At 44.5% G+C, this 14,302-nt stretch carries 14 protein-coding genes; 7 read left to right on the plus strand and 7 right to left on the minus strand.

Going from position 1 to position 14,302, the window contains the following annotated elements; translation table 11 throughout:
• The first annotated feature begins 5 nt into the window (after nucleotides 1-5).
• The 3 genes from fdx to ICN43_RS05360 are packed head-to-tail and all read left to right on the plus strand — an operon-like array spanning nucleotide 6 to nucleotide 1,893.
• The gene (gene fdx, locus ICN43_RS05350) at nucleotides 6-344 is read left to right on the plus strand and encodes an ISC system 2Fe-2S type ferredoxin (RefSeq protein ID WP_216197555.1); all 339 of its coding nucleotides are present in this window, start codon (nucleotides 6-8) and stop codon (nucleotides 342-344) included.
• Between the two features lie 49 nt (nucleotides 345-393).
• Entirely contained in the window at nucleotides 394-1,506 is a 1,113-nt protein-coding gene (locus ICN43_RS05355) for a DUF3300 domain-containing protein (protein WP_216197557.1), read from the plus strand.
• An 18-nt stretch (nucleotides 1,507-1,524) separates the two neighbouring features.
• Complete coding sequence (locus ICN43_RS05360) at nucleotides 1,525-1,893, plus strand: Rap1a/Tai family immunity protein (RefSeq protein ID WP_216197559.1); 369 nt, start codon at nucleotides 1,525-1,527, stop codon at nucleotides 1,891-1,893.
• Nucleotides 1,894-2,067: 174 nt separating this feature from the next.
• Here ICN43_RS05360 and ICN43_RS05365 read toward each other — a convergent pair whose 3' ends face one another.
• Nucleotides 2,068-3,696: a methyl-accepting chemotaxis protein gene (locus tag ICN43_RS05365; RefSeq protein ID WP_255533428.1), complete on the minus strand. Its 1,629-nt coding sequence runs from the start codon at nucleotides 3,694-3,696 to the stop codon at nucleotides 2,068-2,070.
• Between the two features lie 146 nt (nucleotides 3,697-3,842).
• On the opposite strand from ICN43_RS05365, the gene ICN43_RS05370 reads away from it, so the two are divergent.
• On the plus strand, nucleotides 3,843-6,068 hold the full coding sequence (locus ICN43_RS05370; RefSeq protein WP_216197563.1) for a chemotaxis protein CheA: 2,226 nt from the start codon (nucleotides 3,843-3,845) through the stop codon (nucleotides 6,066-6,068).
• A gap of 1 nt (nucleotide 6,069) precedes the next feature.
• The gene (locus ICN43_RS05375; RefSeq protein WP_216197565.1) at nucleotides 6,070-6,540 is read left to right on the plus strand and encodes a chemotaxis protein CheW; all 471 of its coding nucleotides are present in this window, start codon (nucleotides 6,070-6,072) and stop codon (nucleotides 6,538-6,540) included.
• Nucleotides 6,541-6,574: 34 nt separating this feature from the next.
• Here ICN43_RS05375 and ICN43_RS05380 read toward each other — a convergent pair whose 3' ends face one another.
• Both ICN43_RS05380 and ICN43_RS05385 read right to left on the minus strand, forming a co-directional pair.
• On the minus strand, nucleotides 6,575-6,739 hold the full coding sequence (locus tag ICN43_RS05380; RefSeq protein WP_216200093.1) for a hypothetical protein: 165 nt from the start codon (nucleotides 6,737-6,739) through the stop codon (nucleotides 6,575-6,577).
• A gap of 104 nt (nucleotides 6,740-6,843) precedes the next feature.
• Nucleotides 6,844-7,620 carry a ferredoxin--NADP reductase gene (locus ICN43_RS05385; protein ID WP_216180507.1) on the minus strand — a complete coding sequence of 259 codons (777 nt, stop codon included), beginning with the start codon at nucleotides 7,618-7,620 and terminating at the stop codon, nucleotides 6,844-6,846.
• A gap of 135 nt (nucleotides 7,621-7,755) precedes the next feature.
• Between ICN43_RS05385 and ICN43_RS05390 the strand changes: the two genes are divergently transcribed.
• Entirely contained in the window at nucleotides 7,756-8,238 is a 483-nt protein-coding gene (locus ICN43_RS05390; protein ID WP_216197567.1) for an isoprenylcysteine carboxylmethyltransferase family protein, read from the plus strand.
• A 57-nt stretch (nucleotides 8,239-8,295) separates the two neighbouring features.
• Nucleotides 8,296-8,748, plus strand: a complete 453-nt coding sequence (locus ICN43_RS05395; protein ID WP_216197569.1) for an OsmC family protein — start codon at nucleotides 8,296-8,298, stop codon at nucleotides 8,746-8,748.
• 82 nt (nucleotides 8,749-8,830) lie between these two features.
• On the opposite strand, the gene lysS is transcribed toward ICN43_RS05395, so the two are convergent.
• The 4 genes from lysS to ICN43_RS05415 form a co-directional block, all read right to left on the minus strand.
• Nucleotides 8,831-10,387 (minus strand): lysine--tRNA ligase, encoded by a 1,557-nt coding sequence (gene lysS / locus ICN43_RS05400; RefSeq protein WP_216197570.1) that lies wholly within the window; start codon nucleotides 10,385-10,387, stop codon nucleotides 8,831-8,833.
• Between the two features lie 34 nt (nucleotides 10,388-10,421).
• A protein-coding gene (prfB, locus tag ICN43_RS05405; protein WP_216197571.1) for a peptide chain release factor 2 occupies nucleotides 10,422-11,526 on the minus strand; the annotation gives its coding sequence in 2 pieces (ribosomal slippage) (nucleotides 10,422-11,444 and nucleotides 11,446-11,526; 1,104 coding nt in all).
• Between the two features lie 28 nt (nucleotides 11,527-11,554).
• Nucleotides 11,555-13,300, minus strand: coding sequence for a single-stranded-DNA-specific exonuclease RecJ (gene recJ / locus ICN43_RS05410; protein ID WP_216197573.1), 1,746 nt, complete (start codon nucleotides 13,298-13,300; stop codon nucleotides 11,555-11,557).
• Nucleotides 13,297-14,256 (minus strand): hypothetical protein, encoded by a 960-nt coding sequence (locus ICN43_RS05415; protein ID WP_255533430.1) that lies wholly within the window; start codon nucleotides 14,254-14,256, stop codon nucleotides 13,297-13,299. The genes recJ and ICN43_RS05415 overlap by 4 nt, the downstream gene beginning before the upstream one ends.
• Nucleotides 14,257-14,302 lie beyond the last annotated feature (46 nt).

Raw genomic sequence — 14,302 nt, forward strand, 5'->3', positions numbered from 1 at the left:
TTAAGATGACTCAGATTGTTGTTCTACCCCATAGTGAATATTGCCCTGAGGGTGCTGTAGTTGAGGTGACCCCCGGTACCTCTATTTGTGAAGCGCTGCTAGAAAACAATATTCCCATTGAGCATGCTTGCGATATGGTGTGCGCCTGTACTACCTGTCATGTCATCGTGAAAGAGGGTTATCAGAGCCTGAATACTCCCGATGAAAATGAAGAGGACTTGCTAGATCGAGCCTGGGGCCTCAATCCTCAGTCTCGCTTGTCTTGCCAAGCGATTGTTGCTCGTGAAGATTTAGTCATTGAGATTCCAAAATACTCTATTAATCACGCCAAAGAGAATCACTAACTTCTGGCTCAGTATTACACTCTAGAAACAGAAGAGGATTAATAAGGGTATGAATAATCAATATAAAACATGGTGTTGCATTAGTTTTGTATCTCTATTAAGTGCATGCTCAAATAATAGCGATCCCTATCAAAATTCCTATCCGCAAAGTTATACCCAAAGCGGTGGCTATAACACTTCACCACAGTTAATTTCATCCGAGCAACTACAGTCATTGGTTTCTCCGATAGCGCTGTATCCTGATTCTTTGCTTTCATTGATGCTCTTGGCATCAACTTATCCACTTGAGGTGGCTGAAGCCTATAACTGGCGTAATAGCAATTCCAGTCTTAGTGGTACAGCATTACAAGATGCCCTCAAAGCGCAATCATGGAACGATAGTGTGAAGTCACTCATGTCCTTCCCGCAAGCATTCAATATGATGGGTGGTCAATTACAGTGGACTCAGAATCTTGGCAATGCTTATAAGGTTCAACCAGCGGATACGATGAAGGCGGTGCAGGTTTTGCGAAAGCGCGCTGTACAAGCTGGTTCTCTCAAGTCAAATCAGCAAATAACTGTTAGCACTGATGCTAACTCGAATGTATTAATTAGTCCTGCTAATACTCAAGTAGTCTATGTGCCGAGCTATAACCCCACTGTAGTTTATGGAGCTTGGCCTTACCCAGAATACCCGCCATATCCAATCTATAACCCCGGCTGGGGGATGATGTCCTTTGGCCTTGGGTTGGCAGTAGGCGGTGCATTTTGGTCAACGCCTGCATGGTCTGACGGCAGTATTAACGTCAACAATAACAATACATCTGAAAGATCTTCTAGAGGCTTAATTGGCCCTAGTAGTATTCAGAATCAACAACGCCTTCTAAATGACTGGAAGAATAATGCTACTCCACAAGATCGACAGGCTGCCAGAACTGCTGGTCAAAGAGCAGATAGCGCTTTTCAGAGAGATGCTACTCCACAAGAGCGCTCTCAGGCCGATCGTTTGAACCAAGAGGCCCGAAATGATTATCAGCAGGATCGTGCCAATCCAAACGCCTATCGTGAGGCAGCTCAGGAGAATGCGATGCGAGATCAGGCTCGTTACGATCGCATGAGTGATGATCGATTTGGTGGCCGTGGTGGCTTTGGTGGTGGTCGTATGGGTGGGTTTAGACGTTAATCTAATGAGAGCAGAGTAATGAATCAATTTCGAGTGACTCTATTGGTGGCTAGTGCTGCGCTGTTATTTCAGTCAAATGCTTTTTCGCAGGCTGATATGCCAAAAAATGATGCCTCGACAGCAGCGTTAGTGACTTTGTGTAAAAACCTTAATGATGTTGATGCTCAGAACTTCTGCTTTGGGTTTGGGGAGGGGGTATATCAGGCCTACTTAGCCAATCGCAATCCCAAAATGAAGTCTGGTATTTGTTTTTCATCGACCGCAGGCACCAGGGGGATGATTTTGGAGGAGTTCCTAGCTTGGAGTCAGGCTAATCCGCAGTTCAATCAAGAGCGTGCAGCCAAGACCTTAGTGAGATTCTTTGAGGCAAAGTATCCGTGCAAGTAGTCTAGGGCCAGCACGGGTAATAAAATGCACCAACATGAGGCATTATGCACATTGAGCAAGCAATATCGTATTGAGGAAGACTTTCTATGGATTAAGATGAACTTGTTGTTCATTCTTTAGAAGTACCTCCATAGTCTTTTTTAAGCCACCCTTCGGGGTGGCTTTTTCTTGGAATTAACACTCAAACTTGGATACCAATTGCTTCAGTTTTGCAGCAACTTTAGCTAATTCAGCTGAAGAGTTTTGAATTTCAGAAGACCCTGAGGAGATGCCACGAGAGGCAATTGCAACCGCTCCAACAGTTTCAGTAATTCTTGCAGAGCTACCCGCAGAGGTAGAAATATTTCGTGAAATTTCACTCACTGTTGCAGCTTGCTCTTCTACTGCCGTAGCAATAATGCTTGAAATATCATCGATCTTATTGATGATTTGGGTAATTTCTGCAATGGATTCAATCGCACCTTTGGCATCGGACTGAATAGTATTAATTGACTGACTAATTTCATTGGTTGCCTTGGCAGTTGATCGGGCCAACTCTTTGACTTCATTGGCCACCACTGCAAATCCCTTGCCAAGCTCGCCAGCACGAGCAGCCTCAATGGTTGCATTTAGAGCAAGTAAATTGGTTTGCTCTGCAATATCTGCAATAACAGCTACTACCTCACCAATTTGAATGCTGCTATTACTGAGTTTAGCCATTTGCAAATTGGTGCTATCGGCAATATTAACGGCCTGATTGGCAACGCGCGATGCCTCCATAGCATTGACAGAGATTTCACGAATACTGGCGCTAAATTCTTCGGTCGAAGTTGCAACAGATTGTGTATTTTGACTAACAACGTCAGATGATTGAGCTACTTCATTGGCTTGCGAAGAAGTCTCTTCTGCATTGGCATTAAGCTGAGCGCTAACAGCCGCCAGCTCTTCAGAGGATGCGCTAATCATCAATGCATTGCTGCTAATTTCTTGGATGGCGGCGCGTAAATTTTGCTGCAGGGTTTGTACGGAATGGGCAATTTGACCAGTAACGCCCACATAGTCCATGCCTGCGATTTCAGTATTTAACCTAGATTCAGCAAGGGCATTAAGGGAGTCATTGGTTTTATGTAATGGATTAATGATTGAGTGTCTAAAACGAACGCCAATTAATATGCTGAGTAAGAAGGAGATGAGGAAGGTGACAGCCGTAGACCATATTGCAAAATGCTGCGCCTCCACTGCCTCCTCGTAATAAAGCTTGGCACTCTCGAGCTTTGCCTCTACGAAATCTTGAAGATTCTTAGTAATACGCGGCTTAAAACCTTGAAACTTATCACTAAAATACATGGTGGTTGCTGATGCTGGCGAACTTTTCTCTAAAATAATAATTTGCTCTATAGCCACTAGATAGATATCAAAATCTTCCACCAGCTCATTAAACTCAACCCTCACCTGGGAGCGAATGATATTGGCATCCACACGTTTGATAGTTTCTTGTAGTGCATCACGTTTTTTCTCAATATTGGCCAGGGCGGTTTCACGTAATGTTTGTACTTCGGCTTTATTCGGCAGGGTAGATGCAAGTAGTAGGTTATTGACGTCAACATCAATTGCGATTGCTTCGATCTGTAACTGCTTGGAATCTTCAATTCCGCGGGCAGCTTGTTTGTATAGCCAGTCAGCACTTTTCCCCATTACCTGATAGCTATAGATTGATATGGCTCCAACAATGATAGTAAAGAATAGGATCAGACCAAAACTCACTATTAGCTTAGTTTTAACAGTGGATCTTCTCTCGAATTTATCTAATAGGTTATGAAACATTCGGCGGGGCTTCCTGTAGGAGGTGGATGCGTAAGTTAAGCTATTGAATGAGGCTGATTAGACGTTTATACCCAATTTAAGCTAATATCGGTTTAGCCCTTATTCTATCCGCCTGTATAAAGAATTGTCCATTACTATTAGGTTGCATGGAAAATCACGACGAAATCCTCGCTGAATTTATCCTGGAGGCCCGGGAAATTATTGATCGATTAGATGTCGATTTCGTTCGTCTTGAAGAAAATCCGAATGACCAAGCTTTAGTTGGAAGTATCTTTAGGGGTTTGCACACCCTTAAGGGTAGCAGCAGCTTTTTTTCTCTAAAGAGGCTTGAAAAACTCTCTCATGCGGGAGAGAGTTTGCTAGGTAAAATTCGAGGCGGTGAAGTTGAGTTGGATTTTTCTAAATCTACTCAGTTGCTTGAGATGAACGACATACTTAGGCAGATTATTGAGGGTGTAGAGCTTAATCGGGTTGAGCCTGCTGGAGATGATCAGCTTCTGATTGAGAGCTTGCTGGGTTTGATGCAAGCTGAGCGCAATGCAGTGGATCCGATTTCTCACCCTTCACCTGAGATAGATAAGGTATTAGCTGTACCTTCCCGTGATTTACCAGATACTGTTTTGGAGGATCAGCCCTTAATTGAGGCTGCCCAGCTCAATTCCCTCGGACAAGAGGTCGTTGTTCCAGTCAAGGTGAATCCAGATGTATTGGATAAATTAATGAACATCGCCAGCGAGATGGTTCTGGCGCGTAATCGCTTGCTGCCTTTCTCCCAGCAATCTAGCGACAAGTTATTTACCAGCGCGGTAAGAAGCATTGATTTGTTAACTCTAGAGTTGCAAGAACGCATGATGAAAATGCGTATGCAGCCAATTTTTCATATCTGGGATAAATTTCCCCGTTTGGTGCGAGATGTATCTGCCGAGTGCCATAAAAAAGTACGCCTTTTACAGGAAGGCTCTGAGACTGAGTTAGATCGCATCCTCCTTGATAGCATTCGAGATCCTTTAATCCATTTAATTCGAAATAGTATCGACCATAGCATCGAACTTCCAGCCATTCGATTAGAGAAGGGTAAGTCTGAGGTAGCTTATTTGGTTTTGCGTGCCGCCCATCAAAACGGAATAGTGATTGTTGAGGTGATTGATGATGGCGCTGGGATAAATTACGAGCGCGTTCGACAACGGGCCATTACCAATGGGTTGATTAGCTCTGAAAAAGCAAATTCTATTAGTAATAAAGAGTTGATTGACCTCATATTTTTACCTGGATTCTCTACCCGAGATTCCATTACTAATCTCTCGGGAAGAGGGGTTGGTATGGACGTGGTTAAAAATAATATTGAAAATATTGGCGGAAGTATTGAAATTACAAGCGTTCCCAATCAAGGGACGCACGTTAAATTAAAGATCCCACTTACTTTAGCAATTTTGCCAACTTTGTTTGTGCAATGCGGGGAAGAGGTATTTCTTATTCCGCAAAATAGAATTCTAGAGCTAGTTCGTTTTGCCCCAAATCAAGCAAATAATGGCATTGAGGATTTTTATGGAACACCAACTTTTCGCTTAAGAGACAAGTTAATCCCATTACTTTTTTTAAGTGAACAATTAGGTTTAGCTCCTTCACCCAGCGCACCAAAGCAGAAATTATTTATTGCCGTTCTCAATTTCAATGGCACACTTTTTGGTTTGGTTGTAGAGGCTGTTCTCAATATTCAAGATGTAGTTATTAAACCTTTAGGCGAGCTTTTAAGAGATATGTCGAAGTTTGCTGGGGCTACCATTATGGGTAATGGTGATGTAGCCTTAATTTTGGATGTAGATGGAATAGCTCGACAATCTGGTTTAGTTGAGCGCCTAGAACTAAATCCGATTAAGCAGGATGAGCTCTATTCACCAGTTGTTGAGGAAATGATTTCAGTTTTATTATTTGAAATCCCCGGATTAAATAAGATTGCATTACCTCTTGATGCCATCGATCATATTATTAAGCTGGGTACAGATCAAATTCAGCAAAATGGTAATCGTGAGGTTGTGTACTTCAATGAGCAGTTGATGGATCTGGTTCGCTTAGAACAATATGTTAGCGGTGGCACCCAAAATCTTCCCGCCACCTCGCACCGAATTCCAGTCTTAACTTGTCGCTATCGAGATCGTTTGTATGGTCTAGCGGTAAAACAGGTAACTGATATTATTGAGGTTCCAGCCAAACTGCACGAGTTGGCATCGCCTCAAAAAGGTTTGAATGGTTGCATCATCCACAATGATCAAGTAATTAACGTTTTGGATTTAGAAGAAGTTCTCATCATGCACAATATTCAAGAAGACTCTAGCGAGTATCCTCAAGTCATTGACTTATTTTTGCCTAGCTAAGATGGAGAGCTCTTTTCTTACCTTTACCGTAGGCTCCTATTTGCTGGGAGTGCCATCAGACGAGTTAATAGAGGTGAATAAAAATTTAAGATGTACCAAGGTTCCTGGTAGCCCAAAGATGATTCGAGGAATTTTGAACTTACGTGGTTTACTGATGCCAGTAGTGGATATGGGTGCCTATTTAAATATTAACGATGCCAAATCTGAATCGTTCTGCATCATCTTAAAAGTTCAAGATAATAGTATTGCTTTAGCAGTTGATGCTATTGGCGACATTGTCACCTTCAATTTGGATACGCTAGTTTTGCCGCCAGCACATTTATCTGGCCAGTTTCAAGATGCTATTCATGGGGCATTTAGATTGTCCGAAGGACTCTTGATTGCCTTGGATTCTATGGCAATAGTACGTAATGCACAAAATCCTAGCGTCTTATCGGGCATCAATCACAAGCCCCTCTCAAGTCCAATTTAAGCGCTTAACTCTCGAATCATGATTATGCAGCTCATTAGGTAAAAGATTGCTCGAATTCGTCGAGCTTGATGGTATTCATGAGATACATAATTTGACGCTGAAATGATTTGCGCTCAGCTACATTCTCATGTGGCAGTCGATCATGTTCGCGCAATAGTTTGGTAATGATCGGGTTGTAGTGCTCGCGTACGGGGGACATCTGAATTCCTTAGTAAATATCTCTTTAAGGAGAATGTACCAAGAGGCCTATATATCTACAAGAAATATATAGTGATATCTTAATTACTTTTAGGTATATAAACTCTACTTCTCTACGAATGCGCGTTCAAATACGTAGTCGCCCAACTGACCTAGGCTTGGGGATACCTTAAAGCCTTTGGCATCTAGCATCTCAGCGGTTTCTTTAAGCATAGATGGGCTACCGCAGATCATCGCACGGTCCACGGCCGGATCTAATGGGGGTAGGCCGATATCTTTAAAGAGTTGACCTGATTCGATGGCGGTAGTTAAGCGTCCCGTGTGCTTGAAGGCCTCACGCGTTACTGTTGGGTAGTAGATTAATTTCTCACGAATGATCTCACCAATGTATTCATCTTGGGTTAATTCATTCTTAATGTAATCACCATAAGCCAATTCGCTAACCAAGCGTACGCCATGAATGAGCACTACTTTTTCAAACTTCTCATAAGTATCGGGATCGCGAATAATGCTCATAAATGGCGCTAGACCAGTGCCGGTACTAAATAAGTAGAGGTGCTTGCCAGGATTTAAATCATCAATCACTAGCGTACCAACCGATTTCTCACTCACCAAAATTGGATCGCCGACTTGAATTTTTTGAAGGCGTGAGGTGAGGGGACCGTCTTGAACTTTGATGCTCAAGAATTCCAAATGCTCCTCGTAGTTGGGGCTGGCAACGCTATATGCCCTTACTAAGGGTTTGCCTTCTACCTCGAGGCCAATCATCAAGAAGTGGCCACTACGAAATCGTAAGCCTTTGTTGCGGGTAGTGGTGAAGCTAAAAAGGGTATCGTTCCAGTGGTGAACGGTCAGAACGGTTTCGGTATTGTATGCGGCCATAATATCAATATGCTTTTAATAAGATAGTTCGATTATCCTCAATCATAAGGCGTATCTTTAGATATTCAGGTTTTGGACTTATAAGAAAAATGTATTGCTCTCAAAAGGGCATCTAAATTCAGATAAAAGGGGTTCATGAATAGGCTATCGCTAATTGATAAAGGGCTTGGATACGTTCTGCTGCAGGGAATTTTGATCGGCCTCATTCTTTTTGGCCCCCAAGGTTTTTCGCTGCTTCCTCAATCTCTGGGAGCCTGGCTTCCTTATTTTCAGATATTGGGCACCGGAATTTGTATTTTGGGTTTGCTGCTTTCATTCATTGCGGCTTTACGCTTAGGGAAAAATCTCACTCCATTGCCTTGCCCCAAAGATGACTCCCAGTTTATTCAGCTTGGTTTATATCGTTTTGTCCGACATCCCATTTATTTTGGTGTTCTTTTGGTGGGGTTTGGATGGCTTTTGATATATCCATACGCATTGACCCTGCTATATGTAGCAGCGCTAACTATCTTTTTTGAATTCAAAATCAAGCTAGAAGAGCGCTGGCTTCTAGAAAAATTTCCTGCCTACGCCCAGTACTGTAAACAAGTTAAAAAGCTTATTCCTTGGATATATTAGCCACGAAGGAGTGAAGGTAGTAAAGTGTCTAGTGGTGATCTTAAATCAGAGGTATGTATGAGTAACGCCCCATCGGTTCGCTTGGTTCAGCAGGAAGACTATCAATTTGCTATTTATTACAATGAGGAACGTGATCCCATCTATTGCGATGAGCCGCCCCCATTGGGCAGATCTCAAGGTGCAACCCCATCTCAGTTTTTGCTGGTAGGTGTAGCTAATTGCTTATCCGATTCACTACTCTTTGCGCTTAGAAAGTTTAAGCAAAATCCAGAGCCGATTGAAACTAAGGCGAGTTGCGAGATTGGGCGAAATACAGAAAATCGTCTGCGTATTCTGGCGATCCATGTAGAAATTCGTATTGGGGTGCCAGGAAATACGCTGGAAAACTTAGAGCGTGTATTGGCACAGTTTCAGGATTTCTGTACCGTATCCTCTAGTGTCAGCCTGGGCATTCCAGTCAATGTGACCGTAATAGATAGCGAGAATACGAGGCTATATCCGGCTAGTTAAACCTCTCTAAGTTGCAGAAAGAAAAAGCCGCAGAGATTCAAATCTGCGGCTTTTGTAATTCAGGGAAGTCTGTTTCGAGTAATCATTCCTCTTCGCGACGCAGATGAGGGAACAAAATCACATCACGAATATTAGGTGCATCGGTTAACAGCATGACTAAGCGGTCAATACCGATGCCGCAGCCGCCGGTTGGAGGCATGCCGTACTCTAAGGCGCGAATGAAGTCATGGTCAAAGTACATTGCCTCCTCATCACCCGCTTCTTTTTGCTCGACTTGTTTACGGAAGCGATTCGCTTGATCTTCCGCATCATTTAATTCGGAGAAGCCATTGGCGATTTCACGACCAGTGATGAATAATTCAAAACGCTCAGTAATGCCTGGACGCGCATCAGATTCACGAGCAAGAGGGCTTACTTCGATTGGGTAATCAATGATGTAGGTTGGCTCCCATAGATGTGATTCAGCCACTAATTCAAATAGAGCGAGTTGAAGGGCGCCAATACCGGCGTTCTTGAGAGTGGGGGAGTCTGGATTCTCGCCGCCCTTTTTCAATTCAGCGCGAATGAATGCAACGTCTTCTAATTGAGCAGGCTCGTAACTCTTGTTGGACTGAACGCAATATTTGAGAATCGCTTCAGTAATCGTTAAGCGCTGGAATGGCCTGCTCAGATCAAGTTCACGACCTTGGTGGGTGAGAACCGCAGTACCTTGGGCATCCATTGCAGCAGCACGAATCAAACTTTCAGTGAAATCCATCAACCAACGGTAATCCGTATAGGCCGCATAGAATTCCATCATCGTGAACTCTGGATTATGACGTGGGCTAACGCCCTCATTACGGAAATTACGATTAATCTCAAACACGCGTTCAAAACCACCAACTACTAGGCGCTTCAAATATAACTCTGGTGCAATACGCAAGAACATCTGCATATCTAAAGCATTATGGTGAGTAATAAATGGCTTAGCTGTAGCGCCACCCGGAATGGGGTGGAGCATGGGTGTTTCGACTTCCATGAAATCTGCATCGAGCATATGGCGACGCAAGGAAGCAATCGTATTACTGCGCGCCCTGAAAGTATTGCGACTTTCTGGGTTCACAATCAGATCTACATAGCGCTGGCGATATTTGGTCTCTAAATCAGAGAGGCCGTGGAACTTATCTGGCAGAGGGCGAAGGGACTTACTAAGTAAGCGGAGATTACTGCATTCAACGGAGAGCTCCCCCTTATTTGTTTTAAATAAATTGCCTTCTGCAGAAATAAAGTCACCCATATCCCAGTGCTTAAATGCACCATGGATATCAGCGCCGCTGATTTCATCATTGATATAAAACTGAATCTGACCACTGCGATCTTGAATAGTAGCAAAGCTGGCTTTACCCATTACACGCTTGAGTACCATACGGCCAGCAACTTTGACATGCACTTTCTTCGCTGCCAATTCTTCTTTGTTAAGGCTGTCGTAGTGAGTGTGAAGATCTGCGGCTAGGTGGGTTGGTACGAAGTCATTTGGAAAAGCAACCCCGCCTTCACGCAACTTGGCTAATTTTTCACGGCGCTCGGCAATGATGTGGTTTTCATCAACAGCTTCAGTACCTGACGCTGAATTAGGATTGGAATTCGCTTGATCGTTCATATGAAATATTAATAACTGGAATAGGGTTGGTAAATCAGACGCCTTGCTTCAGGCTGGCTTCAATAAAGGCATCGAGATCACCATCCAATACCTTCTGTGTATTGGAAATCTCAACGTTAGTCCGCAAGTCTTTAATGCGGCTTTGATCTAGTACATAGGAGCGGATCTGATGACCCCAGCCCACATCAGTTTTGCTGGCCTCAAGCTTGTCCTGCTCAGCGCGACGCTTTTGCATTTCATGTTCATAGAGGCGCGACTTCAACATCGTCATAGCCTCAGCTCTATTGCGGTGCTGGCTGCGGTCGTTCTGGCACTGCACCACAATTCCGGTGGGGAGGTGGGTTAAGCGAACTGCCGAGTCGGTCTTGTTAATATGCTGACCACCCGCACCAGATGCGCGATAGGTATCGGTACGAATATCTGCTGGATTGACGTCAATTTCTATCGAGTCATCAATCTCTGGATAAACATAAATGCTGGCAAAAGAAGTATGGCGACCGTTAGACGAGTCAAACGGCGACTTGCGCACTAAGCGGTGTACGCCTGTCTCCGAGCGGAGGTGTCCATAAGCATACTCACCATCCACCTTGATAGTGGCACTTTTAATGCCAGCAACATCACCATCAGACTCTTCTAAGATTTCAGTTTTGTAGCCCTTACGCTCGCAATACTTAAGGTATTGGCGAAATAGCATGCTAGCCCAGTCGCAAGCCTCTGTTCCACCAGCACCCGCTTGAATATCGATAAAGCAATTGCAGGAGTCCATCTCATTGTGGAACATACGACGGAACTCAAGATCATGAATGATCTTGCTATAGCTCTCAACGTCTTGCTCAATGGCGCTAATAGTTTCAAAATCACTTTCTTCCTTAGCCATGTCGAATAATTCGATGGCACCAGTGATATTGCTATTTAAATCTGTGAGGGTAGCAACAACGCCATCGAGTAATTTCTTCTCTTTGCCGAGGGCTTGTGCTTTCTTCTGATCGTCCCAAATAGTGGGATCTTCAAGGATAGAGTTAACTTCAGTAAGGCGTCGTGACTTTACTTCGAAGTCAAAGATACCCCCGAAGTGCTTGCTCACGGTTGAGCAGATCAGACAGGGTATTTGAAATAAGATTGAGTTGTTCGGCTTCCATCCCCTAATTATAAGGGGGTTATTGCGGCTTAGTCCTCGTCGTGGGCCTCAATCATCAGTTGCACACGTGCCTGCCCTTGGAAGCGGTCTGTCACTAGGCGATAGGCCAGCTTAGCCTTGGTTGGCAGAGGTTGCGTCCGATTAAACCAAACCCCAGTAAATGGCCTGCTAGCCAATTGACCATCCCGAAGCGGGCGAAGCTGTAAGCGTAGGTGTTTTTCTTTCAAGAGGCTTTGCTGCCCAACCTCAAATTCCCCATAAAAAATCGGCTGCGGAAAGCCTTGGCCCCAGATTTCTTCAGCTAGAAGATCGCCAGTTTCAGGTGTAAATTCAGACAGATCTAGTGGGCCATCATGAATGTGGTGACGCTCAAGTAACTCATCATTCAACATTTCATTGGCTACCTGCTGGAACTGGGCATCAAACCGCTCAAAGTCAGCCTTCCTAATGCTAAGGCCTGCTGCCATCGCATGTCCACCAAACTTCAGAATCAGGCTAGGCTCCCTTTTAGAGACGATATCCAAGGCGTCGCGCAGATGAAAGCCGGTCAGCGACCTTCCGGAACCGCGCAATTCTTCTCCGTTAGCACCATCTGCTGGAGCAAATACAATCGCAGGTCGATTAAAGCGCTCCTTAAGGCGAGAGGCGACGATACCAACAACGCCTTGATGCCACTCTGCATTCCAAAGACAAATGCTCGAGCGATTGGCCATAGTTCCTGCCAATTGATCTTCGGCGAGATGGGCGAGAGCCGCTTCTTGCATTCCGCCTTCAATCACGCGTCTCTCGCGATTAATGCGGTCTAGCTCATATGCCAACTCAATAACTTCATCCGGCTTGTCGCTGAGTAATAGGCGAATACCTAGAGTCATATCGGCTAAGCGCCCCGCTGCGTTTAGGCGGGGGCCAATAGCAAACCCCAAGTCGAATGTATTCGCTTTGCGTGGATCCCGTACCGCAGCCTGAAACAGTGCCTGAATACCCGCTTGAGATACTCCAGCACGAATACGTTTCAATCCATTGGAAACCAAGATGCGGTTATTGCGATCGAGTTGTGCAACATCCGCTACAGTGCCTAGGGCTACGAGATCTAATAGGTTCTCAATTTTAGGTTGAGTCTCAGCAGTAAATTTCCCGCGCTTGCGAAGTTCTGCACGTAGTGCAACTAATAAATAAAACATCACGCCTACACCTGCAAGCGCCTTGCTTGGAAAGGGGCAACCAGGCTGATTGGGATTGACGATCGCAGTTGCTTTGGGTAGTCGATCGCCTGGAAGGTGATGGTCGGTTACGATAACTTCTATTTCCAATTCACGAGCTCGCTCCACCCCTGCTTCACTAGCGATGCCGTTATCAACGGTAATGAGAAATTTTGGTTTCGGATTTTGTTGAGCAGCTAATTCAACCACCTCTGGAGTTAAGCCATATCCCATCGTAAAACGGTTTGGCACTAAAAACTGAATAGGGGTGTCTGATCCCCCCAGCATCTTTAAACCACGGAGTGCAACAGCACATGCAGTGGCACCATCGCAGTCGTAGTCAGCCACTACCAGTATGGGTTCTTTGCGTTCCAAAATATCTGCCAGAAGGCTTGCGGTGCTGATACAGTTTTTTAACTCGACTGGTGAGAGTAGTTGCTTGAGATCTAAAGAAAGTTCATCCGGCTTATCAATGCCCCGGGCTGCGTACAGCCTGGCTAGCAATGGGTGTAAGCCACTTTGCTGCAACCAGCTAGCCGTCCGATCGGAGAAGGGGCGCTGAGAGAATATGCTCATGCTGAAATTATTTCTTGCCAAGTTAAAGGCGCTGATTTTTTCCAAAACGCCCATGACTTTTTGTTTAAGGCTTTGGCTGTAAAGATTCTCTGGCGAACCTGACTCTTTGGAAAATCGATGATTGCGATTTCATCTAAATCATTATTCAAGAGGGCCTCTCTCAAGCTATCCCAAATATTTTCAGGGTAATCAATCCATGCAAATGCGTTTTGTAATCCTAAGAGATCAATTTGATGTTGATGGGGAATATCAAGATGCTTGGCCAATCCAGTCAAGAGAGGATGATTTCCATATATGTTATTTACATTATTAAGTAATTGAGGAGTCTGAATATCAGCTAATTTACCAATACCGCTAATCCACAGAGAGTTAATAGTTGGATATCCACGTTGCTCTCGTTCTTCATTAACGGGATCAATATGCCAGAGCATCTGAATTTCATTTTGGAGTTTGCGCCAAAGTTTGGCGATACCAGCTTCATTTGTATCGCGAGGCATCCACCAATCAATATTACGACCATGCGCTTGATCAATAGAGTGTGTTGCAAGGCTAGCAAATGGCCCCGCCGAAATAAACCAATCACGCTGCCCTTGAAATAAGATTTTGTTGCCAAAATCCTCTTCAATTAAAGGGAGGGCAACTTGCAGTAGCTTGATAGATTCGTTTTCTGTCAGATCAATCTGACTTTGGGCCATCAAGATCAAGTGATCTCGGGTGGCATGGAGGTGGACTGGCTGAAGGCAGGCAACGACGTCATTTGGGTTCACTGCTAAGGTGCTTTGGCCTAATAGTAGGACCGGGGCAATTGGCAACTTATCCCCCAAGAGGAAACACTCTTGCGGCAGTCCACTAGGCGGCACACTTTTCTCCAAATCGGCTTGAATAGCATCTTCCCCTGACAGCATTAGGGTAAAGCGTCGTGAAGAGCCGGATTGGGGGGGTAAATTAGTAGACATTCCCCTGATTTTAGGTGGCATTTACAGAATCCATCGGTTTGCTCGT

It is taken from the genome of Polynucleobacter sp. UK-Mo-2m-Kol15, from assembly GCF_018881505.1.
In the GTDB taxonomy this organism is placed as follows: Bacteria; Pseudomonadota; Gammaproteobacteria; order Burkholderiales; family Burkholderiaceae; genus Polynucleobacter.

Coding starts and splice junctions, on each gene's coding strand:
- fdx (WP_216197555.1), top strand. CDS start 6: ATGACTCAGATTGTTGTTCTACCCCATAGTGAATATTGCCCTGAGGGT.
- ICN43_RS05370 (WP_216197563.1), top strand. CDS start 3,843: ATGGAAAATCACGACGAAATCCTCGCTGAATTTATCCTGGAGGCCCGG.
- ICN43_RS05375 (WP_216197565.1), top strand. CDS start 6,070: ATGGAGAGCTCTTTTCTTACCTTTACCGTAGGCTCCTATTTGCTGGGA.
- ICN43_RS05355 (WP_216197557.1), top strand. CDS start 394: ATGAATAATCAATATAAAACATGGTGTTGCATTAGTTTTGTATCTCTA.
- ICN43_RS05395 (WP_216197569.1), top strand. CDS start 8,296: ATGAGTAACGCCCCATCGGTTCGCTTGGTTCAGCAGGAAGACTATCAA.
- ICN43_RS05365 (WP_255533428.1), bottom strand. CDS start 3,696: ATGTTTCATAACCTATTAGATAAATTCGAGAGAAGATCCACTGTTAAA.
- ICN43_RS05390 (WP_216197567.1), top strand. CDS start 7,756: ATGAATAGGCTATCGCTAATTGATAAAGGGCTTGGATACGTTCTGCTG.
- ICN43_RS05380 (WP_216200093.1), bottom strand. CDS start 6,739: ATGTCCCCCGTACGCGAGCACTACAACCCGATCATTACCAAACTATTG.
- ICN43_RS05360 (WP_216197559.1), top strand. CDS start 1,525: ATGAATCAATTTCGAGTGACTCTATTGGTGGCTAGTGCTGCGCTGTTA.
- lysS (WP_216197570.1), bottom strand. CDS start 10,387: ATGAACGATCAAGCGAATTCCAATCCTAATTCAGCGTCAGGTACTGAA.
- ICN43_RS05385 (WP_216180507.1), bottom strand. CDS start 7,620: ATGGCCGCATACAATACCGAAACCGTTCTGACCGTTCACCACTGGAAC.
- recJ (WP_216197573.1), bottom strand. CDS start 13,300: ATGAGCATATTCTCTCAGCGCCCCTTCTCCGATCGGACGGCTAGCTGG.
- ICN43_RS05415 (WP_255533430.1), bottom strand. CDS start 14,256: ATGTCTACTAATTTACCCCCCCAATCCGGCTCTTCACGACGCTTTACC.